Origin of the sequence: Paenibacillus pseudetheri (assembly GCF_924513355.1) — a bacterium.
GTDB classification, from domain to species: domain Bacteria; phylum Bacillota; class Bacilli; order Paenibacillales; family Paenibacillaceae; genus Paenibacillus_AQ; species Paenibacillus_AQ pseudetheri.
The window spans coordinates 90,575-112,092 of sequence record NZ_CAKMAB010000016.1 but is presented as its reverse complement, the minus strand read 5'-3'; the positions used below and the strand labels follow the sequence as shown (position 1 = coordinate 112,092).

The following is a 21,518-nucleotide window of genomic DNA, read 5'->3' as shown; positions in this document are numbered from 1 at the left end:
GAGGCTCAGCTCCAACAACTAATCGAAAGTTGCTCCGCAGTGGAGGATGAAACTGAGCCCATTATGATACAATTTTTAGAAAACAATCTTGATCTAGATAAGCTGAGTAAAGATATATCTGTGCAATTTTTAAGTTCGGCGACTGTCGGAGTGATTGAATGGTGGTTTACACATAGTAATCCTTGCTCTGCAAAAGAGATCACTGAAAAGTTATGGTCAATGCTCGATCTGAATCTGCAAATGATCCATTCTCAAGCTTGAAAATATTATCATGTTATCCCACATCCATCTCATAAATGGAGCTGATGATCTTTTCAATTTGGATCTCCTTAATGGATATATCAAGGATCTCTACCTTTTCGCTAAGAATATGCAGAAACTCACCCATTTTACACTGCTCGGTATCGATCTCTAATTCCACTTCGTAATCCGATATTCTTTCCGATATCAGAGTCCCAGGCAGACTAATATCTCCAATAGTTGTGGCGGCTGAAAGCCTAACTACTTTTTTTGCGCCCAGATGCAGTCGAAGTTCAGAGAACTTATCGTCATATACTTTTTTACCTTGATGAATTATAAGTACTCTTTGAACCAAGCGCTCCACATCTTCCAAGTCATGTGTCGTCAGAATAAATGTGGTACCTTCCTGATTCATTTGCTTAATAAATTCTCTGATTCTTTGTTTAGCTATCACATCCAGCCCGATCGTCGGCTCATCCAAAAAAACCACAGGTGGTGAATGAAGCATCGCCATAATAAACTCGCATTTCATTCGTTCTCCCAGGGAAAGGGTGCGCGTAGGTTTAGTGATAATATCGCCAATCTCAAACATGTTTACAAATCGGTCTAGTCTTGTACGAAAGTCGTTCGTAGGAATATCATAGATTTCCTTGTTCATATAAAAGCTATCCAAAGGAGGAATGTCCCATATTAACTGCGATTTCTGTCCGAACAGTACTCCGATTTGTTTTACATACTGATTTTTCTGCTTATGAGGGTTGTACCCAAGAACATTTATTTCGCCCGATGTAGGATAGAGAACGCCCGTCAGCATTTTAATAGTTGTAGATTTTCCCGCTCCGTTTGGACCCAGAATGCCAATGATTTCTCCTTTTCCAACACTGAACGAAAGATCTTCTACAGAGGTAATTATCGATTTTTCACGGTGAAACAGACTTTTAAATACGCTTTTTGCATCTTGTCCACGGTGATAGGTTTCATATTGCTTGGTTAAGTTCTTGACGGTAATAATATCCAATGTAATTCTCCTTCTTAGATCTAAACTAATCTTTTATCCTCCGGCGCTTTTATAACTGCGAAGCATGTACGTATAGAGCCAAATTCCGAAGGCAGCAAATAACACACACGGGATAATCGCTATAAAAAAATAGGCTTCCCATCGTCCAATCAGTGTTGATGCTGGAAAGTAGGCAATCATGGAAACCGGAAAAAGAAAAGAACTCACGGCTACGACTGCTTTAGGAAAAATAGTCCCTGGATAACGTCCAAAAGACTTAATGCTCTCAAACATCTCCGGTAAGCGGGAATTCGCTACCCATTTGAAGGAAATCGCTGCAACGATGAGCGACACACCGAACATGACCAGCAGCCCTGCTCCAAACAACAACAGGAATAACAACCAAGAGCTGAAAGTCACCCCTTCGATTCCACTAAGAGCGTACCCGAACATAATTATCCCACCACCCAAAAGCCCAATACTTTCGAATTCAAAAGATCTGGCCAACAGTAAAAATAAGCTCGAGGTCGGTTTAATTAATACCACTTCCAGAGTACCCTCGACTACATGGGACATCGTATTCCACATAATTCCGTTAAAAAAAATCCCGGCACAAGCCGTAGACAGAATAAAAACGGATTGAATTAATAGCGCCTCTTGAAAGGTCCATCCTTCAAATGAAGCATTCGAATTATAAATGAATACCGTTACTAGAGGAAACAACACATTCCCTATGAGCATGATAAGGCTATTAAGAATAAAATTAACGCGATAAGTGATAGCAGAAGCAATATTCGCCTTCATACAAGTTTTGTATATTAGATACATACGTTTCATGCGCCCACCCCCGTAAAATGCTTAAGCGATACCGCATACAGCACCCGGCAGACTATTCCGGCAACAATAACGGCTATGAACTGTAACAACAAAACTTGAGGAATAGGTAAGGTTATATCAGCTAAAGTATAGCTACCAGTATAGACCATTGCAGGAAGAAAGGTCGTATATTGAAACGGTAAGAAAAAGGAAGCCATCTGTAAGGATTTTGGAAAAAAGACTAATGGAATCAGCGATCCTGAGAATATCCCCTCGCAAAGACTGAAAAAGTTACGAATACTGGAGGATTGAACCATCCAAAAGGCGACCATTCCAATACTATAATGGATGAAAAAGTTCATCATAAACGCCATTGCAATCGAAAGCATTGCGTATAATAAATTTGCGGGCAAAACATCGATATGAAAAATAAAGAAAAAAATCATAAAGCAGGGTATAAATTCAAATAGAAGCCCAAGTACCCTATGCCCCGCCTTCTGAGATAAAGCAAAGAACATATGATTCATTGGTCTTAACGAGAAGGTAATGAACTTCCCTGTGCGAATGAGCATTTGTAAATTCCAATCGGCAAAATCCATGGTCAAGTAGTTGATCAACATCGTGGCACAAAAATAAGAGAGCATCTGAGAGAGCGACATCCCGTTAATAGAGGATTCCCCGCTATAAACAGCGCTCCATATATAATACTGTACTAAAAAATATACCGGGCCTACAAAAATAGAAACCATCGAATGCGTTCTGTACGCACTCCATTCCTTATAAGTAACAAAAGCAACCGCTCTCATCACGCGAAAGCGGTGCTTTATCTTCTCAAACATAAGTCACATCCTGCCTATCTTTGATCTCTCACAACAACTAACCTTTTTCTTATTCGAGTCCAGACCAGATCACATTGTTTGTGCCGAAAATAGCTCTACCGTCCCATATATGGTTATGAAAAGGGATATACCAAACGGCAACCAGCTTTTCTACCGGGTCAATGACCAAGGAACAAGATCCCCATCCTTCGTGAAAAAAAGTGCCTTCAGAGTAAGAAGTACTAACATTATAGCGAAGATCAGGCCCAAGACCGTAGGGTCTATCTACTCCTCCATCTCCCCATGCGTAGTTTGGAAGCTTCTCAGAATTGAACCGCTTGGTCATTTTCTGAACAGCCATTCGGCTTAAGATATGACTTCCTTCATATTCCCCTTGGTTAAGCAGCATGATCCCGAACTTTTGTAGATCATTAACGGTTGAATACATTCCCCCACCAGTCCCGGGAGTTTTAATTTCCTCATCAGATTTTCTTTCTTCATCCGTTATTTCCCCTGTTTGAAGTTTCTGAAGATATTCCTTGGCTTCTTCTGAACGAATGGCGATCCTGCCAGCTTTCTCAGGCGGTATATCAAAGAAAGTATCTGTCATGCCTAACGGTTTCACAATGTTGTTCATTATGTAATCTTCTGCAAAAACACCTGTTATTTTCTCGATAATTGCACCAAGAACCACGTATCCGAATGATGAATACATCCATTGCGTACCTACCGGAAAACGAATGCCATAGGAAAGTCCAGCTTTAATCCAGTTTTCTTTTCCAAGCTCTGATTCATAAATATACCACCAAGCACTTTTATAGTAGGTATCACTTATAGTGCCATGATCAGGTGCGATACCGGAGGTATGAGTCAGTAAATGAGCAATTGTAATCGGCTTAAAAGGTTCTGCATCAAACTCCGGTAGAATAGAACTAACAGGCTGCCCCATGAAAATCTTACCGTCATCCGCAAGCTGCCAGATCGCTGTCGCCGTAAAGAGTTTAGTAATTGAAGCGATCCGAAAGATTGTATCTGTTTTCATTTCTTGTGTGCTATCTTCTTCGTAACTGAAGCGTCCCCCCGCTCCATTAGCAAATATTTTTCCATAACGACTAAGAGAATAGATATAACCATCAGCCACTTTCTGATCACAGAGATCCTCATAAAAATGATTAAGTGCCTCTAAACGGTCCTCCCTGTAATTCGCTTCATTCAACTTGCTAAGCTCTGTGGATGATAACATTATTCGCACTCCCCCTTATTATTCCAATAAAATACATGATAGCATAAATATCTTGCAATAAAACCCAAATAATTGAAAGGGTAATTTTACATTTAACTATTTTATACTGCTCTAATAATTTTGTAACAGCAATGCTGTAGTCTCGTTAACGGTTTGTCGTTAGAGATTTAACTAGTGCCATTCCGCTAACCAGACCGAATACTACACCATCATGTAGGGTTGCAAATTTGTAGATCTCTATATTCGAAATGTTAAAATACATTACTAAAATTGGATAAATAAGCAGAATAAAACTTGGAAGAAACACAATAAACAATAGCGGCCAATTGACAACAAATGCTTTAGGTAATCCTTCTAATAACGCCAGATACATCCCATAGACAAAAGGGACAATAGCCATGATCCACACAGTATTTTCTAATTGATAGTTCTTTTGTGCCTCTTCAGTGTAATGACTAATTAGCGAGTTTCCATAATGTAATAAGAGCGCCCCCACTATGATCCAGACAAGATAATATAAAAGTTTTGAATTCCGCATCTTCATGAAATCACTCCGTTTCTTTTTATAGGATTCTTTAAAATATCTTTAATTAACTTACCATATAATCCATATTTCGGATATCGCATTAAAGTAAACTTACCCTAACTAAAAAGGCTACCTCTCGGCAGCCCTTTGTAAATTCTCTACAACTCTAATTGAATTTCGGCTCCTCTGGAGGGTAAGCTTATCTGCGTGGCATGGTGACGCCAGCCTTGCTATTATATTTTTCCGTAGCTTCCTTGATGACATCGTTGCCGCCCTTAGAAAGCCACTCTTCCACAACCTTCGGCCAGTCGCTGATAGGCTCCTTGCCATATACCATCTTTACCATGTGCGTCAGTAGTACCGGAGGAGCCGTGTCCGAGTTAGGTGCAATGTCCGGATTCTTTACCAAGGCATCTAGCCGCGGGTCGAACTGAATTCCGTCACGGCCTTCGTTAGCCAGAATGGTATCATATACATTTATCAGGCTTCTGCCTTCTTCTGTCATGTTAAGAACACCCTTGTTATAAGTAGTATCCTGAACCATCCAGAGGAAAGACTGACGGTAACGCTCCTCATCTATAGCGGCGGAATCCGTAGGCGAAGTGTATACGATTTTACCGTTCTCTTCCTTGTAGGTTTCGTCCTTGATCCCAAAGGTAAAGAAGGTTTCCGCTTCTTCGCTCAGCATCCAGTCAAAAAATTTCACGATATCCGCAGCATTCTTCGTACCTTCCTTGATAAAGTAGGTGCGCGTGGCGGAGCCGTACAAGTAGGAGCCTCCTTTTCCATCAGGTCCAACTGGCGAAGGAATAATCTCCAGCTTGGCGGATGGCGTCGTAGCCTTCAATTGCTGCTCCCACTGCAGAAGCTCGTTGGCATTCATCGTCCACATGCCCGCTTTGCCTGAGAGAATCGCATTTTTGTAATTGGTCGGGTTGATGGTGGCGAATTCCTTGTTGATCAAACCCTCAGTATACATGGTGTTGTAGGTTTGTAACGCCTTCATCATATTTTCGCTGTCCATAAACTTCGGCTGAACCTGGCCGTTTACTTCCTCGAACATAGTCAGGTACGGAAAAACATCATAAGCGCCAAAGAAAGCGTCCGCATATTTGAAATCTTGACGGCCCATGTACGGGTTCTCTATCCCCAGCTTTTTGAAGGCACGCAATACAGTCAAGTACTCATCGACCGTTTTTGGAACCTGCAATCCGGTTTGATCCAGCAGGTCCTTGCGAATCCAAGTCGCCCGGCGGGATGGATTGGACAGAAACTCCGGTATTGCGTAGATTTTTCCTTGATAGGTGACGTTCTCCCACGCTTCCTTCGGTATTACTTTCAACAGATTCTGGCCGTTTTGCTGCAGCAGATCATCCAAGGGCATGAACACGCCAGCTTCAACGGAACCAGCCATTTCCTTGCCATTTACACCGCCCGAGCCTTGAACGACATCCGGAATATCATTAGTGGCGAACATCTGCACCATTTTCTGCTCGAACTCTTTATGAGGAACCAACACAATGTCCAAGTCGGTGTTTGTCATTTCCTCCAGCTTTTTCACCCATTTGTCCTTATTCAAGTCGGGTGATTTCTCAACATAGTTAAAAGCCAGCGTCCGCATCGAGATCGAGAATTCAGTTTTCTGCGGCGTATTTGACGCGCCTCCGGCAGTCTCTTCTTTGTCCTTGTTCGAGCAACCTGCAATAACGGTAGCGCCCATTACGGTAGCCAGACAGATGCCGATCCATTTTTTCATAATATAACCCTCTCCTTGTACAATGGGGTGTCATACGTAAAATGAAGATATTTTAGGATTAATAAGCTTTTGGAATCTCAACCCGGTGGGTAACCCCCTGATTCGTAAAATAGACATGAACCCCATGGTCCTGATCGTCCATAAAGTACGATACGTAATCCCGGCTTCCTGATTTTTGGGGAATTAGAAGAGTCACGATCCGATGACTTATAGCCTCTTGAGTAGTTGCAGTCAAATGCCAATGCTCTGGCAGCCCTTCCCATTCCTTGGGATCTACATCGGTAAATTGATTGTTCTGTCTAAGTGCCATTTCTCCCGAGGAACTATAGACAAATCTGCCCTCCATTTGAGCTTTTTTACCCTTTACTTTAAAAGATTGATCCTTCAACTTCATGGGATACAGCGTATGAAACAGCCAATCCAATTTACCCGGACGTTCCAGATCGACACTATCTGTAATAACAAAGTAAGCGCTATCAAAGAAGAATATTTCCCGCACATATCGCTTGATATAGGGTACATTCTCGCGGTAGGCTTCGGTGGCATCCATTTGCGTGTAGTTGATCCCAGGCGTACTGTACGCTTTCAACACCTTGCCGTAGGCTGCCATGTTCTTCGACTTGTCCGTGCCAGCATATTGGCCTTTGCCATCAATAAGAATTACGTTCTTGGAGCGGGTCTGCCTGCGCCACTGCATATGCATCGTACTGTTGAATGCAACATAATAGCCGCTTTCAATCGCCAAAGGCTCGCCGAAGGCATGCAGCAGGAAGGCGTTTTGATCCCCATGGCTATGGCTTACGGAGCCGTAACGGCTGCTCTTGGCCAACAGCATGATATGTTCCTGCGGGTCCTCCATCCGATGATGCATGGCGACCCATCCCACATCCTGAAACCACTTCAGAGGTTCTGCAGCCACCGGTGGCTCTGAAGAAATCTGCGGATAATCCGTGCGATAAACCATCTCATCGAAGTGGAAATCCCACCAGCCGTAGTTATAAAAGATCATCTGGGTATCAGGGTTCAGTTCCTTAGTTTGCTCAAAATACCACTGGTACTGCCCATTTCCGGTTAAAGCGGCGAATTGGCGGATATTGAAGCCCGTCTTGAGATTGACCGGATCTCCCAGTGACGATTGATCGCCGAAGCTGGCTCTCACGGTATCCGGACTGAAGCAATAGAGCGGAAAGTCACCGGTTTTGCGAAAGAAAGGACGGTCATAGAAATTGATTGCTATATATTTGCGAATTAGATTGAGCGCCTCCGTAACGAATGCCATCTGAGTGGTCCAATACATCGGACCTTCGGCCCACCCTCCATCTTTGCCACCCCATGGGGTATACATGGCGGAGAAATACTCCAGCGTATAATCAAGCCACTCCTGCGCCTTCTCCTCCTCGCCCAACATGGAAATACAACAGGGAACGAGCACAGAGGACAAAGAGCGGATAGCATGGCTGTCATAAGGAACTTGATGGATACGGGAACGTTCGATGACATGGAAAGCGATCTGCCCGGTTCTTCGCAGTAGCGCCTGCCTTACCTTAAGGCGTTCTTCTTCCGTCAGAGAGCCGTGAAGCCAATCATAGCCCCATGCCAACGCTCCGGCTATACGAAAAGAGCATTCGTCATTGTAATCCCGGCTGGTGGTACCATCCGTGTTCCAGCTAGCAGCATGAAGCAGCCACTCTTTAGCTTTGGCGATAAGCACCTCGTCCTCCAGCACAACTCCAGCTATTGCAAGATGCCGGACAGCATAGAAAACTTCCTGGCAGTCCATATACATCTGCCGCCATAGTTTGGCGACACGCTTATTATCTGGATACGGCGCAGGCTCGGGAATAAGCTCGCGCTCCGTCCAGGGTAGAACGGAATACTTCAGGAAGTCATCCCAACCAGTTGAAATGGGGTCTTGACGGACAACTTCCCGGTAAGACAGAAGTTGCTCCGCTTGAAGCCAAAGCCGCGGATGGTTTGCGGAAGCAGCTGAGTATCGTTCTGTTCGGGAAGGCAGTGGCGTTAGCGGCAAGTTATCCTCCACCACAAAAGCTCTTACTTTACTCCATTCGGAACGGATATCATTCTCCCCGATAAGACTGTATCGCCAATAATACGAGCCGGGTGCCAACGGCTTATCCGGGGTGAACAAATTATAGGGAATTCGACTGTAGGTCAACGTACCTTCAGGTTCAAATTCAGTGTTTAAAGAGATTTGCAGCTCATACATACTCTCTTCCAGACATGCAGGCATCCAAGTAAACCGCGGAGGATTCTCTCCAACATCTGTATGTTCATCTGGCCCATATGACAGGTCGAGTACGCCGCTGGTAGGTTGAAATAAAGGTTCTAACATCTCTACTCCTCCGTATTCCGGGACTTTTCCTGAATCAGTCCCGCTTTAGGGTCAAGGCAGTAGACCACTACTTGCCCAGTTGTTGCTATTTGGATTCGGGGCGGTTCGCCCACCTGGCTCACTAGCTTCAGTACAGCAGGTTCGTGACCGTCCCGATAAACCGAAATAAAATCAACCGACGGACCTTTGTGCCGAAGCATAATGCCTCGTAGTAATCTACCCGGGTCTTCGGCAATACCCGGTGTGCGGATTTCATGCATAATGGAGCCGGGCGCAAGTAGAGTACTCGTGGATACTTCATACTCCCGGCCGGTGCTCACTCCCTCATAACGGATATTCCACTCCGTATTTAACGTACAATCTGTCTCATTTTTCATTGCGTACAGTACTTCTACTGAGCCATAGCCCGCTTCCAGTCCGAGGACTGTCGGAGAGTCCGTCTGGACACGATGAGGGTCGACCGGTAACAGCAAATGTCCTGTCGGATGAAACCATAGGTCTACTTCCTGATCCCGTTCCGTCACCTGCTTAACATGAAACCAATCCAACAGCCAACCGTCGGTCAATACAAGATGCCTGTCTAGAACAGCCCCTTCATAGGCGCCGTCCGAACGAATCCACAAGTACGTAGCGTTGCTTTCCTGACGGAACTGACAGCAGCATCCGGTATGTGGAGCTTGGGAGAGACCTCCGATGGTGACCGTGTTATGACTCACGGTTTCGGAATACCATTCCTTGCGCAAAACAGATCCGTAAGGAACCATACCCAGCTCGGGAGCAACCTCCCCCCATCGGTGCATAATCGTGATATGAAGCTTGTCAAAATGCCCATGTGATCCGCCATGCTCTCCGAAATCTGCCAGAACGGACAGCGGATTGCCCGGGTGGCGGAGCACGGCGAATCCAGAATCCGGCAGCAGGATAGAGTCCCTCACCCTGTAACTGGACTGAAGCTCCTTACTCTCACCTGCTCCATACAGCACTGCCTCCAGACCCGTCTGTAATCCCTGCCCGTATAGATACCTATAAGCATTCGCCAGTATTGGCTGGAAATTGAGATCTTTGTAAACCGCACATCCTATTTCAAACACTTCAGCAATTTCTCGGGCGAAAGGAACGCGCGCATAAGGACCATCATGTACGGCTGGAAGCTCCCCGTTATCGCCGCTAAGCTCTACCAGCAACTGAAACATGCCACGGATGGATTGTCCTTGATCACCTTTGGCCTCATAGAGATCAACTCCGAAGCGCCCAGCCATCTCGGCTGTTATGAGATAAGCCCGCAATACAAAAATATGGTAGTACGTGCTGCCTTCAAATTCAAAGCCATCTGGCTTAACGCCAATGGACAGATGATGATAGAATCCGCCTTCTCCCTCCAGCAAAGAAGCAAGCTTTTCTCTGGTGTCTTTGGCGGCATATACACAAGCCAGGCTAGCGTTCAGCCATGCGGTATAATTGTTCTCTGCATTCTTCTTCTCATAAATGAGGATGTGGCGGTATTGCTCCATACTCTCCTCCAGCATCGTGAAGAACACTTGCAGCTTTACCTCTTCCTCCTCAGTGAACGTTACTCCATCATCCACAAGAAGCAGATAGGCCCGAATAAGCGTGGTGGACCAGATAGCCTCTGTCAGCGCCTGATGAAAGGCACGGCCACTAAGCATCCAGGGTTGGGCATCGGGATGAACCGGATACAAGGGGAACTGCTCTGCATAACCGACAAGAATCTTCCGGGCTAACCTGCTATAGAATTCTTCTCCGTCTGCGGCGAATACCGCGGCAGCTTGCAGGGCGTATCGTGCCATCGCCTGATGCCGGTATACCAGCCACGCTCCCCGGTAGGGTTCACCTTCCAGCTTGCAGCCCTTCGAGCAAGAAAAGACAACCGCATCTTGCTCCATAGCATCAAAGATTAGCTCAGTATGATGCTGGGGACATACATATTGGTGCCACCAGCCACCCGGTTCTGTCGGGAGCAGAATCTCTTCGCTCCGTAAGGGATGTAGCTCCATTTTCAATTTATCCACCTCAAGACCAACCCAGGAAAAAGTATCTGCTTTCTCCTTAAGGTTCATCATCGCATGAACAAACCTCCGTTAATTTCAATAATTTCGCCTGTCAGATAATCCGACAGCTCTGAAGCGAGGAAGAGTGCCACATTACTCACATCCTGTGGAGCACCTTCCCGGCCCAGCGGAATCTTCGCAATCGTTGCCTGTCTTGCCGCATCCGCAGTAAAGGTTGCATGGAAAGCGGTCTGACCGATAAATCCAGGAGAGATAGCGTTTACATTAATTCCGTGAGGACTCAGCTCTTTGGCAAGTCCCTTGGTATAAGACCATACTGCAGCTTTACCTGCTGCATAAACGGAAGCCCCCGGTCCGCCGCCGTCATGAGCCGCGAGGGAAGATACATTGATGATTTTCCCGCTTTTCTTGGCAATCATTCCTGCTGCTACAGCTTTGCAGGCAAACACGCATGATTTAAAATTGACGTCCATTACCTTATTGTAATGTTCTTCGTTCATTTCAATATTGGGGACCCGTTTGATCATACCGCCCGCATTGTTGACGAGGATATCAATGGTTCCGCCAAAATGCTCCTCAATTTCCTTGACCATATTGTCCAATTGGGCAGGACTTGTTGCGTCTGCCTGAAAAGCATAAGCTTCTCCTCCGGCCTGACAGATCGCGTCGACCGTCTCCTCCGCAGAACCAAGCAAATAGTTTACAGCCACTTTGGCGCCGGAAGCAGCCAAGGTCTGTAAGATTTGCCGGCCTATCCCTGCATTGGACCCTGTAACAAGCGCAATTTTACCCGTTAAGTCAATTTTCATGTGCCTATTTCACTCCTAGTAGTAGTTTTTTCTGAAAACATCTATTTTCTCACTCCGCAGGCATGGATAAGATCAGCCGGGTTCCCTCATTCTCCACGCTTTCGACACTTAACCCGTATAGTTCACCGAACACCATTTGAATTCTCCGGTGCACGTTCATGAGCCCGATTCCACCTCTATGATAGAAGGAGTCTCCTTCCGTATCCGCCAGCTGATTCAGATTCAGCTTCTCACGAAGTTTAACAAGCCGTTCACGGGACATCCCAACTCCGTTATCCTCTACAAGAACTAGAAACCGGTCTCCCTCTATTCTGGCGTCGATTCGAATATAGTGCCTGTCTTCAATTCCCTCGGGAAACGCATGCTGAAAAATATTTTCGATCAAGGGCTGAAGTGTAAGCCTGACCATCTTAGCCAGTAGCAGCGTCGGTGGAATCACAACGTCGATTTCGAACTCCCTGCCGATCCGGTGCTTGAGAATCGTCATATAGCTCAGTACATGATTAAGCTCATTGGCAATCGTAATTTCCTCCAGATTGGTTTGAATGGAGTAGCGAAGCATGAATGCCATGGCCTCCACTATTTCTGTGATTTCATCCGAATCCTGAACAACCGCGTAACATTTAATAGTCTCTAATGTGTTATATAGATAGTGCGGATTAATCTGCAGCTGGAGTGCCTGGAATTCAGCTTGATGACGCTCCAGGGCCTCCTTCTGGGTTGTAAGCTCAGCTTCGTATACCCGCTCTATCATTTCAGACAGCCGGGTCACCATAAGATTGTAGCTGCGCATTAATCCCCCCAGCTCATCCTGACGGCCGTTCATCTCAAGCCTGCGCCACTTGCCTTTTTCCGTCTCCCTCATGCCCTCCTTAAGAATCAGGATCGGCTTCGTGATGGATCGTCCGAACCAGATAGCAAGCAATAGTGTGCCAACAAGCGTAAGAGCTCCCACCACCAGCGTGGTCGTACGAATGGTGGAAATAGGCTTGCGCAGCTCGCTAACTGGTATGGATACTACAAGCTGCCATTTGGAATATTCGGATTTTCTAGACACGAACAAATACTCTTTCCCGCCTACCTTTTCCACGACAGAGTCATTTGGGTGTTGAAATACGTTCTGAATTTGCTCAGCAGATAACCCAGGATGGTTCTTATTCCCTTCCGCCCTATAGAGGAGTTTGCTGAATTCGTCCATGATAAAGTAGGATCCGCCCTGTCCCAGATCAAGAGGTTCCCATATGCGGGCCAGATCCTCTGCCTTGAATTCAATGGCCACTATACCTTTGGGACGATAGGAAGAGACCCCTCTGATTCGGCGGACCATCGTAATAATGTTCTTATCCCCTTCATTCATCACATTCGTGTTGAGAATGGTGATGCGGCCGCTCTCCGGCGTATGTTCGTTTAAGAAACGATAGCGTTCCTGGGGATGAAACTGCAGGCTATATGCTTGATAGGAGTTATCATCGCTAATGGCCTTGCCGTGTTCACCGATCACGTACATCAGATTAATCTGGGGATACAGAATAAACAAAGAACGAAACAAATACTTCTGTATGTCATTCGTATATTGATAGTAGGAGAAGCTATCCTCCGGGTCCATATCCAGGAACTCTTTGACTTGATTGTAGGACAGGATGGAGTCGCTGGCCTTTTCATAATTTTGCAAATACAGATCTGTTTGATAGGACGCGCTTCGGATGACTTGGGCAATGGACTTCTCTGAAGATTTATCCAGCTCAGCCGAAGCCTGAAAATAGGAGATAAATCCAACCATGGACAAGGATAGAAGTATGACGGTCAAAAAAGAGGCAAACAACTTGTTCGACAGACTTTTTCTCATCAATCTATTCCCAGCTGGTTGCGATACTCAGAAGGAGCCAACCCGGTGAACTTCTTAAATGTCTTCGTAAAATGAGGATGGTCTGCATACCCGACCTCATAGGAAATATCGGTGATCCGAAAGCTTGCATCGGCAAGCAACCTTTTGGCCTTCTCCATCCTGCGTTTGATGCGGTAATGTACAAAGGTCTCTCCCGTCGAGTGTTTAAACATCTGGCTGAAGTAAGAGGCATTTAGACCAAGTACTTCCGCCACCTCCTCCAGCGATACTTCCTGGGCGAGATGCTTTTCGATGAATGCTTTAGCTTCCTCTATCGGATCCTTCGCTTTACCCTTTCGCTTTCTACGAAGCTCTTCCAATATAGCTGTTGACGCTTCTGCGAAGCAGTGGAATAACTGTTCAGGTCCAGCTGCTGCGGACAAGTCTAGCACGCTTTTACCGGGTATGACCGAATTGACAAGGAGCTTCTTCACGAGCAAGGCGTAGCCCTCTTCCAGAAGCTCTTTTTGCTGACTTCGGCTCATCCTGCGCTGGAGGAAGTCAGTTTCCCATTCCTGTAGTACAAGGTACAATCTCTCTTTATCCAAGGTCCAGATGGCATCATCCATACGCATGACCCATTCATCGAGCTTAGCGATAGAAACAAAACTCTCCAGCTTCTTTCTATTCGCTTCCAGTTTGGCGATCACATTTTGAAGGTTCCCTTTGCTCACGGGCTTCAGGAGATATTCTTTCACTCCATAGGACACGCATTGGCGGGCGTATTCAAAATCCCCGTAACCTGAGATAACAACGGTTTGAATATCCGTCTCCATCTCCGACAATCGCCGGCATAACTCCAGTCCGTCTACTTTGGGCATACGGATATCTGTAAATAGAAAATCCGGCTGTTCCTCCATAATGAGCTGAATTGCCTCTTCGCCATTCTGAGCCAGCTTGATATTATACGGATGCTCGCTGCATTGCTGGATCATGATAGACAGTCCCTTTCGAATCATGGGCTCGTCGTCTACGATTAATACACATCTCATCCATGGATACCACCTTCCGATTCGTCTCGCTTAACGCGTCCTATTCTACCACACTATATTAGATCAGGATTTGACGGATCCGACCATCATTCCTTTAACAAAATGGCGTTGAAGAAACGGATAAATCATGATAATCGGAATAGTAGCAACAATGATAACAGCCATTTTGATACCTTCAGGTGAAGTATGAGCCAAAGAACTATAAACTGAGGAAGCCGGGTCAATGCTGATATCATCCGTCTCGAAGAGCTTCTTCAGCATCACTTGCAGAGGCCATAAGGCCGGCTTGTTGATATAATACAGAGCGCTCATGTACGTATTCCAGTGTCCGACGGCGTAGAAAATCCCCAATGAGGCCATTACCGGTTTGGACAACGGCAGTACCATATTGATGATGATCCGCAGCTCGCCACACCCGTCGATTCTGGAGGAATCTATCAGCTCCTGAGGGAGCTGCATAAAGAAACTTCTCATCACGAAAAAGTTAAAAGCGCTGATCGCGCCCGGTATCATGAGTGCCCACAGGGAGTTCATAAGCCCTAAATTTTTGATCAGGATAAAGTTCGGAATAAGAGGGGCGCTGAATACCATAGTGAACAATACCATCATGACGATGTATTTGCGTCCTACAAATTCCGGTCGCGACACCGGATAAGCGAGAGATGCTGTCGCAATCAGATTGATGGCGGTGCCCAGTACCGTAATATAGACAGAGACACCAAACGCTCGCCAAATGGCATGATCGCTGAAAACGTACTGGTAATTAATCGCTGTGAATTCCTTTGGCAGCAAACCTACACTGCCATTAATAATTGCTTCAGAGCTGCTAAAAGACTGGGCAATCACATTCAGAAACGGCAGAAACATAGCCAAAGCTAGGGCGGTCAGAAACAAAAGATTGAACACATTAAATAGATTCTGGCCGCGAGTATAGCGTACTCTCATCATCCCTACCTCCATAAAGAGCGATTAATACAGCGATTCACCGGTTGTTTTTTTGCTCAAAATGTTGCCGATGAGCACCAGAATGAGTCCAACTACCGACTTGAATAGCCCCACTGCTGTTGTATAACTGTATTGCTGAGACAGCAGCCCCGCCTTATAGATATAAGTGTCCAGAATCTCCCCGTTCCCGGTATTAAGCGCGTTCAGGAATACCCATACCCGCTCGAAGCCAAGATCAAGAAATCTCCCGATATGGAGAAGGAACAAAATCATAATTGTCGGTATCAGAGACGGCAGCGTAATGGCTAAGGTTTGTTTCCAGCGTCCGGCTCCGTCTACTTCAGCAGCCTCGTAAAGATCTGGGTTTATTCCTGCCAACGCGGCTAAATAAATGATGGTACCGTACCCGGAATCTCTCCAAATACCGGAACTGATCAAAATCGTGCGGATGTATGAATTTTCACCAAGAAAATAAATCGGTTCAAAGCCGAAGGTTTGTAAAACTTGATTCACAATCCCCGTTCCAGGAGAGAGGATGCCCAAGGCGATGCCGCTGACAATTACCCAGGATAGGAAATGGGGCATATAAACCACCGTTTGCAAAAACCGTTTGTAAAACACAAGCCGTAGTTCATTTAACAGGAGCGCAAGCAATATCGGAGCCGGAAAGGCAAATAAGAGATCATACAAACCTAGCAGGATCGTATTGCTTAAGATTCTTCCGAAATCCTGGTATTGAAACATGGTCCTAAAGTGCTCAAGTCCCACCCATTCACTGCCTGTAAAGCCTTTAAAAATATTGTAGTTCTGAAACGCAATCACTGAACCAGCCAACGGAAAATACTTGAAAATGATAAAGTACAAAATCCCGGGAATCGCGATCACATAAAGCGCTCTGAATTTCCACATGTTTGAAAACAGAGACCTTCTCGTATCGGCTTTGTAGTTAATAAGGTCAATCCCGGTTAACTTAGCCTTCATAACCATTTCCTATAGGTCCTTTTTTCAGCAGGTTCGCCGGAGCATTCTCATCTAAGGGAATTTCTTGAAATTCGATGGTAATAAACCGTTCCTCCCGTTCAATAATTCGGGATAGCTCCCGCGTGAATACAGTAACGATCTCCTCCTTCTGCTCACTCGTTCGGCCTTCGTACATCCTAATCTCAATATGTGGCATCAGCTTTCCTCCATTTCCTCGAATAGTGATTGAATCTAACCTCATTCTAGCTACAATAAAGCGCTTGCAATATGGAGTTTCTATGAGTGAGCTTGTGTTTTCTTTAGGGTATATTTGGTAACGGCCAACCCTCTACTACCACATGATCATTTTTGAAATAAAAAGCGGCATTTCCCCTACCGTAACTAGGGTTGAAATGCCGCTTTATTATTTTAGATTATTTAATGACTGTTTTTAATACCCCATATAACTTTCCAAACCGGCTAGATCTATAATAAGCATTTGCTTGTTTCCGATTAGCTCAATAAGACCTGAATCTTCAAACCTTGAGAATTTTCTGCTAATAGTTTCGCGGGTGACCCCAACATAACTGGCCAGCTCTTCACGAGACAACGGAAGGTCAATATGAATATGAGCGCCACGCTGCTTACCATATTTGTCACCGAGTTCCATGATCATACAAGCAATTCGTATTTCGGGATCTTTGGTCGCCAGGCTTTGCGCCAGATTTTCTGTATGGGCCAGTCTTTTGGTCACACTCTTCAGTAGCCTGAGCGAAATATCAGGATTATCCCTCATCAGCTGCTCCATATCCGTTCGGGTCAGCATGCAAATGCTAGTGTCTTTCAGAGCATAAGCACTGAAGTTGCTCAGCTCATCGCTGTTAAAAATACTCAGTTCCCCGAAAAAGTCTCCGTTCGTCAAGATGTGCAAAATTTGTTCTTTTCCCTCAGGAGTTGTTTTGGATAATTTAACATGCCCTCGCTGAATAATGTAGAGCGTATCCGACAGCGCCCCTTCTAGAACTAACGGTTGACCTTTAGTGAACTTACGATGCTTGATCATGGCGCTGATCCGGGAGAGATCGTCATCGCTTAACGCAGCAAAAATAGGTACCTTGCGGGTACAAGGTTCAGCAGCGTATTGGCAAGAATACTCCTTCATAACTGTCCCCCCTGTTGTTGATTTTTTGTACAACTCCACCTTCCCTTTAGGATGCAGAAGTTTTTTTGTCTTCAACCGGCGCAAAATGACTGGTATCTTCACCGCATACCGGACAGACCCAATCTTCAGGCAAGTCTTCAAATGCAGTGCCTGCAACAACATCCTCATCGGGATCGCCTACTGCCGGATCATAGATATAACCACAGGGTACACAAATGTATTTTTTCATCTTTATCATCTCCTAAAAAGTTAATAGTTTAGTTCAACCTGGTTTGTACTACAGCCATAATTTCCTCGATGCTATTCCCGTTAACATCAATCCCCGTAAGGGGGATGCCTTGCTCTATAGCGGTTTTATACCCCAGAGAAGCTGCTGCACCTTGCCAGGATATCGCACCGATCATTGTGTTATCTTTCACATAGATACGCGTATATACACCATTGTCTTCTCCGCTCACCACCATATCGCAATACCGTTCATCCACGTTGCCTATTGAAAATAAAGAGATGCCAAAGGCGTTAAACAAGGTAACCGGAACAGCTTTACGATACGCAGTCAGATTGGCGACCATATTACTGCCGGCAATCCGGCCCTGCTCAATCGCTCCGCCCCACAGTCCTTCCACATGCCCGTTAACTTCAGCAACATCTCCGGCTGCGTACACATGCGGATCATTTGTTTGCATTTGTTCATTTACGATAATGCCCTGCCGGACTTGAATACTCGAGCCACTTACCAGTTCCGTATTCGGTACAATACCAATGGAGTAGACTACATGGTCACAGGAAAAATGAGATTGGTCATCCATCGTAATTCCGGTAACAAACTCTGTTCCTGTAATAGACGCCACATCTGCTTGAAGAATAACCTTCACACCTGCTTGTTCAAGGTTCTCCTTAAGTAGCTGTGAGGATTTCTCATCAAGCTGTCTGCCCATCAACCGCTGAAGAGCTTCGATCACCGTTACCTGATATCCAGCTTCATGCAGCGCCCAAGCGGTTTCGATTCCCTGCACTCCCCCACCGATTACGGCTACATGGCTGCCATCCTGCAAGTTTTCTTTCAATCTGTCTGCGTCGTTCATGTCCCGGAGGGTATGAACATTGTTCAGTCCGAAACCCTCAAGGGAAAGTGCACGATTCTTCGCTCCCATGCACAATAGAAGCTTATGATAAGAAACACTCTGCCCATCTTCTGTCACAATAATTTGCCGGTCCGGGTGGACAGAACTGATTCGCGTCGAGGTTTTTACGGATATACGGTTATAGCGGTACCATTTTTCCTTCTTAATCAGTACCTTCTCACTGTGCAGGTCGGTAAACAGCCCTTTGGTCAGCTTAATCCGGTTATAGGGCAGTAGGCTTTCCTCCCCGAGGATCGAAATTTCCGATTCTGCGTCTTGATCACGGATGGCTTTGGCGGCATGGACGGCGGCTACTCCGCCGCCAACAATAACGTAATGTTTCGTCATCCTATGTTCCTCCTCCCTAAAATGAACTCAGTAGCAAATCTGAAACAAATTCAGCCGCATTTTTAATTTTTTGAACTTTCTCAGGCTCTTTAGGGGAAAACCTGATTCTTACAGGGAACTCTACATGTGTCATCCCCGTGGATTTAATAACCTCAGACGTGCTTTGGACCGTCATATTTGTTCCGTTCAGATAATCCTGAATGACTTCAATGGCTTCACCACTCCAACCGTAGGAGCCAAAGGCTGCAGCAAGTTTGCCTTCCAGATTCATATTGTGCAATTCTTTCAGAATGTTCTCCAGGTTCCCGATCATGTCCGCGTATTTAGTGGAGCTGCCAATAAAGACCGCGTCTGCTGACGTTATGCTGTTCAGAATATCAGTGGCACTGCTTTTATCTGCATCCCAGACCTCTGTCTCAATATTATTTTCCTGCAAGCAATCCTGTATAATTTTGGCCATCTTCTTGGTACTATTTTTGATGGTAGTATATACGATCGTTGCCTTTTTTCCTTGCGTCGTTTCGCGGCTCAATGTGGCGTACATATCGATATATTTACGAATGTCCTCCCTGATCACAAACCCATGGGATGGAGCGATCATCCGGATCTCAAGATCCTTAACAGCCTCTAACAGTGTTCTTACATATCTTCTATGAGGATGAATAATAGCTGCGTAATAGCCCTGGAAATCCTCCGTAATATCAAACCCGGCTTCATCGCTGAATAGATTCTCTACAGCAACATGCGTGCTAAAAATATCACAAGGAAATAAGATTTGATCTTCGATACAATAGGTGATCATCGTTTCAGCGGTATGGAGATACGGTGTTTCTTTAAACAACAGCGTTTTCCCGCCAATATCCAGCTTGTCTCCGTCTTTAACCACCAGGAAGTTCCGGCTATGTAGCTTGTACATTTCCTGTAATTCGGGAACAGCAATCTCGGTGCATACGATCGTGGCATTTGCAGCCTTGGCGGCGAGAGCTGCCAATCCACCAGAGTGATCAGGCTCTGTATGGTTAATTACAATGTAATGAATATCTAGAAGATCAATCATTTCACCCAGGCACTCGGCATATTCACGTCCGAATTCCATATCAACGGTATCAATGACAGTCGGCTTACCTGTTTTTAATAAATAAGAATTATAGGTAGTTCCTTTTGCTAGAATCAGGCGGTGAAATGGAACCTGGCGGTTATCGATTTTGCCTATCCAGTAAGTATCCTCGGCGATTTTTTTGAATTGTGTACTCATTTCTTTAACCTCCCATGCTTGATTGATAATGTTTATCAACAACCATATTTTATTATGGCTGCCAAACAAAAAAGAGGATTTGAATCAAATTATGAAAGTTTTAAAAAAATGAATACCTTAAATTTAGACGATCTAAATAAAGTGATTATGCGTTGGATCACATTTTAAATAAAAAAATAACCCATAACAACTTTATGCCATATCCTAATGAAAATAATAAAAAGGTGGATATCCATGACTGAAATACAAATAGCTGCTGTGGGAGATCTAATGGTCAAACGTTATATTATTTCGGATGCTCAACAGCCTGACGGAACCTATTCGTTCAGCCCCCTGTTTGCAAAAGTAGCTCCTTATCTGAAACAGGCTGATTTGACGATTGGCAATCTAGAAACCACCTTTGCTGGAAGTGGCCCCGAATGCCGGAAAAGCCCACGATCAGGCGGTCCGATTTTCAAGTGTCCAGACGAACTGGCCCCTGCACTTAAGGAAGCCGGATTCGACGTATTAGTAACGGCCAACAATCATTGTATGGATTATGGTGCCCCGGGTCTGGTTCGGACGTTACGAGTTCTGGACCGTAATGGAATCGACCACACGGGAACAGCTAAATCATTAGAAGAATCCAAGAGAGCTCTTATTAAAAACGTCAAAGGTATTACGATTGGCATCCTCTCCTACACAGCAGGAACCAACCGAATTCCTGTACCAGTAAGTAAGCCATGGCTGGTTAATCGGATATCTACCCCCAAGATCATTCGGGAGATTCGAGATTTAAAAAAGAAAGTCGATCTAGTCTTGCTTTATCTGCATTTCGGAAGCGAATACCGTTACACTCCAAACAAGAGGCAAAAAGAGCTGGTCAATTTCTTCTTTAAAAATGGCGCCGACATCATCCTTGGGTCTCACCCACATGTTCTTCAACCGTTAGCGCTTCGGGGAAAAAAACAATTCGTTATTTACTCATTGGGGAATTTTGTTTCGACTAAACTAATGAATATTCCTTATACACAAAGCGGTATCATACTTACGCTTAAAATAAAGAAGGATGAAAAAGGACACACAAGTATAACTAACGTCGGTTACATCCCGACTTGTGTAGATCGAAGAATAAAAAGCGGCAGGAAAATTACAGAAATCATCCCCATCCGCGACGCATTAAAGAGAAGCGACACTGATATAAAAACAGAGCGGAGAATTCTCATGAATCGAATGTTGAAACATACGACGACAATCTTAAAGAGGGAATAGAACCGTTA

20 protein-coding genes are annotated in these 21,518 nt (G+C 45.1%); 2 read left to right on the top strand and 18 right to left on the bottom strand.

Going from position 1 to position 21,518, the window contains the following annotated elements; all coding sequences use genetic code 11:
- The first annotated feature begins 39 nt into the window (after nucleotides 1-39).
- On the top strand, nucleotides 40-261 hold the full coding sequence (locus L1028_RS16395; RefSeq protein ID WP_234535576.1) for a TetR-like C-terminal domain-containing protein: 222 nt from the start codon (nucleotides 40-42) through the stop codon (nucleotides 259-261).
- A 13-nt stretch (nucleotides 262-274) separates the two neighbouring features.
- Here the strand turns inward: L1028_RS16395 and L1028_RS16390 are convergent, their stop codons facing one another.
- From L1028_RS16390 to L1028_RS16305, 18 genes are all read right to left on the bottom strand, one after another.
- Nucleotides 275-1,258, bottom strand: a complete 984-nt coding sequence (locus L1028_RS16390; protein ID WP_234535574.1) for an ABC transporter ATP-binding protein — start codon at nucleotides 1,256-1,258, stop codon at nucleotides 275-277.
- A 33-nt stretch (nucleotides 1,259-1,291) separates the two neighbouring features.
- Nucleotides 1,292-2,041 carry an ABC transporter permease gene (locus L1028_RS16385; RefSeq protein WP_234535572.1) on the bottom strand — a complete coding sequence of 250 codons (750 nt, stop codon included), beginning with the start codon at nucleotides 2,039-2,041 and terminating at the stop codon, nucleotides 1,292-1,294.
- A gap of 29 nt (nucleotides 2,042-2,070) precedes the next feature.
- A complete protein-coding gene (locus L1028_RS16380) occupies nucleotides 2,071-2,892 on the bottom strand; it encodes an ABC transporter permease (protein ID WP_234535570.1) in 822 nt (273 codons plus the stop codon).
- A gap of 49 nt (nucleotides 2,893-2,941) precedes the next feature.
- Nucleotides 2,942-4,114, bottom strand: a complete 1,173-nt coding sequence (locus L1028_RS16375; protein ID WP_234535568.1) for a serine hydrolase domain-containing protein — start codon at nucleotides 4,112-4,114, stop codon at nucleotides 2,942-2,944.
- Nucleotides 4,115-4,259: 145 nt separating this feature from the next.
- Nucleotides 4,260-4,658, bottom strand: a complete 399-nt coding sequence (locus L1028_RS16370) for a hypothetical protein (protein ID WP_234535566.1) — start codon at nucleotides 4,656-4,658, stop codon at nucleotides 4,260-4,262.
- A 181-nt stretch (nucleotides 4,659-4,839) separates the two neighbouring features.
- Nucleotides 4,840-6,396, bottom strand: coding sequence for an extracellular solute-binding protein (locus L1028_RS16365; RefSeq protein ID WP_234535564.1), 1,557 nt, complete (start codon nucleotides 6,394-6,396; stop codon nucleotides 4,840-4,842).
- A 58-nt stretch (nucleotides 6,397-6,454) separates the two neighbouring features.
- A complete protein-coding gene (locus L1028_RS16360; RefSeq protein ID WP_234535562.1) occupies nucleotides 6,455-8,749 on the bottom strand; it encodes a DUF4962 domain-containing protein in 2,295 nt (764 codons plus the stop codon).
- A gap of 2 nt (nucleotides 8,750-8,751) precedes the next feature.
- Nucleotides 8,752-10,830 carry a heparinase II/III domain-containing protein gene (locus L1028_RS16355; protein WP_234535560.1) on the bottom strand — a complete coding sequence of 693 codons (2,079 nt, stop codon included), beginning with the start codon at nucleotides 10,828-10,830 and terminating at the stop codon, nucleotides 8,752-8,754.
- Nucleotides 10,827-11,588, bottom strand: coding sequence for an SDR family NAD(P)-dependent oxidoreductase (locus L1028_RS16350; RefSeq protein WP_234535558.1), 762 nt, complete (start codon nucleotides 11,586-11,588; stop codon nucleotides 10,827-10,829). The genes L1028_RS16355 and L1028_RS16350 overlap by 4 nt, the downstream gene beginning before the upstream one ends.
- 49 nt (nucleotides 11,589-11,637) lie before the next feature.
- Nucleotides 11,638-13,434 (bottom strand): sensor histidine kinase, encoded by a 1,797-nt coding sequence (locus L1028_RS16345; RefSeq protein ID WP_234535556.1) that lies wholly within the window; start codon nucleotides 13,432-13,434, stop codon nucleotides 11,638-11,640.
- Nucleotides 13,434-14,465: a response regulator transcription factor gene (locus L1028_RS16340; RefSeq protein ID WP_234535555.1), complete on the bottom strand. Its 1,032-nt coding sequence runs from the start codon at nucleotides 14,463-14,465 to the stop codon at nucleotides 13,434-13,436. Before L1028_RS16340 ends, L1028_RS16345 begins: the two co-directional genes overlap by 1 nt.
- A 63-nt stretch (nucleotides 14,466-14,528) precedes the next feature.
- Entirely contained in the window at nucleotides 14,529-15,413 is an 885-nt protein-coding gene (locus L1028_RS16335) for a carbohydrate ABC transporter permease (RefSeq protein ID WP_234535553.1), read from the bottom strand.
- A gap of 21 nt (nucleotides 15,414-15,434) precedes the next feature.
- Nucleotides 15,435-16,391 carry an ABC transporter permease gene (locus L1028_RS16330; RefSeq protein ID WP_234535551.1) on the bottom strand — a complete coding sequence of 319 codons (957 nt, stop codon included), beginning with the start codon at nucleotides 16,389-16,391 and terminating at the stop codon, nucleotides 15,435-15,437.
- Nucleotides 16,381-16,587: a tautomerase family protein gene (locus L1028_RS16325; RefSeq protein ID WP_234535549.1), complete on the bottom strand. Its 207-nt coding sequence runs from the start codon at nucleotides 16,585-16,587 to the stop codon at nucleotides 16,381-16,383. Before L1028_RS16325 ends, L1028_RS16330 begins: the two co-directional genes overlap by 11 nt.
- A 234-nt stretch (nucleotides 16,588-16,821) precedes the next feature.
- Nucleotides 16,822-17,532, bottom strand: coding sequence for a Crp/Fnr family transcriptional regulator (locus tag L1028_RS16320; RefSeq protein WP_234535547.1), 711 nt, complete (start codon nucleotides 17,530-17,532; stop codon nucleotides 16,822-16,824).
- 46 nt (nucleotides 17,533-17,578) lie between these two features.
- Entirely contained in the window at nucleotides 17,579-17,761 is a 183-nt protein-coding gene (gene rd / locus L1028_RS16315; RefSeq protein ID WP_234535544.1) for a rubredoxin, read from the bottom strand.
- 28 nt (nucleotides 17,762-17,789) lie between these two features.
- On the bottom strand, nucleotides 17,790-19,004 hold the full coding sequence (locus L1028_RS16310) for an NAD(P)/FAD-dependent oxidoreductase (RefSeq protein WP_234535542.1): 1,215 nt from the start codon (nucleotides 19,002-19,004) through the stop codon (nucleotides 17,790-17,792).
- Between the two features lie 16 nt (nucleotides 19,005-19,020).
- Nucleotides 19,021-20,259, bottom strand: coding sequence for an FprA family A-type flavoprotein (locus L1028_RS16305; RefSeq protein WP_234535541.1), 1,239 nt, complete (start codon nucleotides 20,257-20,259; stop codon nucleotides 19,021-19,023).
- A 234-nt stretch (nucleotides 20,260-20,493) separates the two neighbouring features.
- Here L1028_RS16305 and L1028_RS16300 point away from each other — a divergent pair, with 234 nt between their 5' ends.
- Nucleotides 20,494-21,510: a CapA family protein gene (locus tag L1028_RS16300; protein ID WP_234535540.1), complete on the top strand. Its 1,017-nt coding sequence runs from the start codon at nucleotides 20,494-20,496 to the stop codon at nucleotides 21,508-21,510.
- The last annotated feature ends 8 nt before the right edge of the window (nucleotides 21,511-21,518 follow it).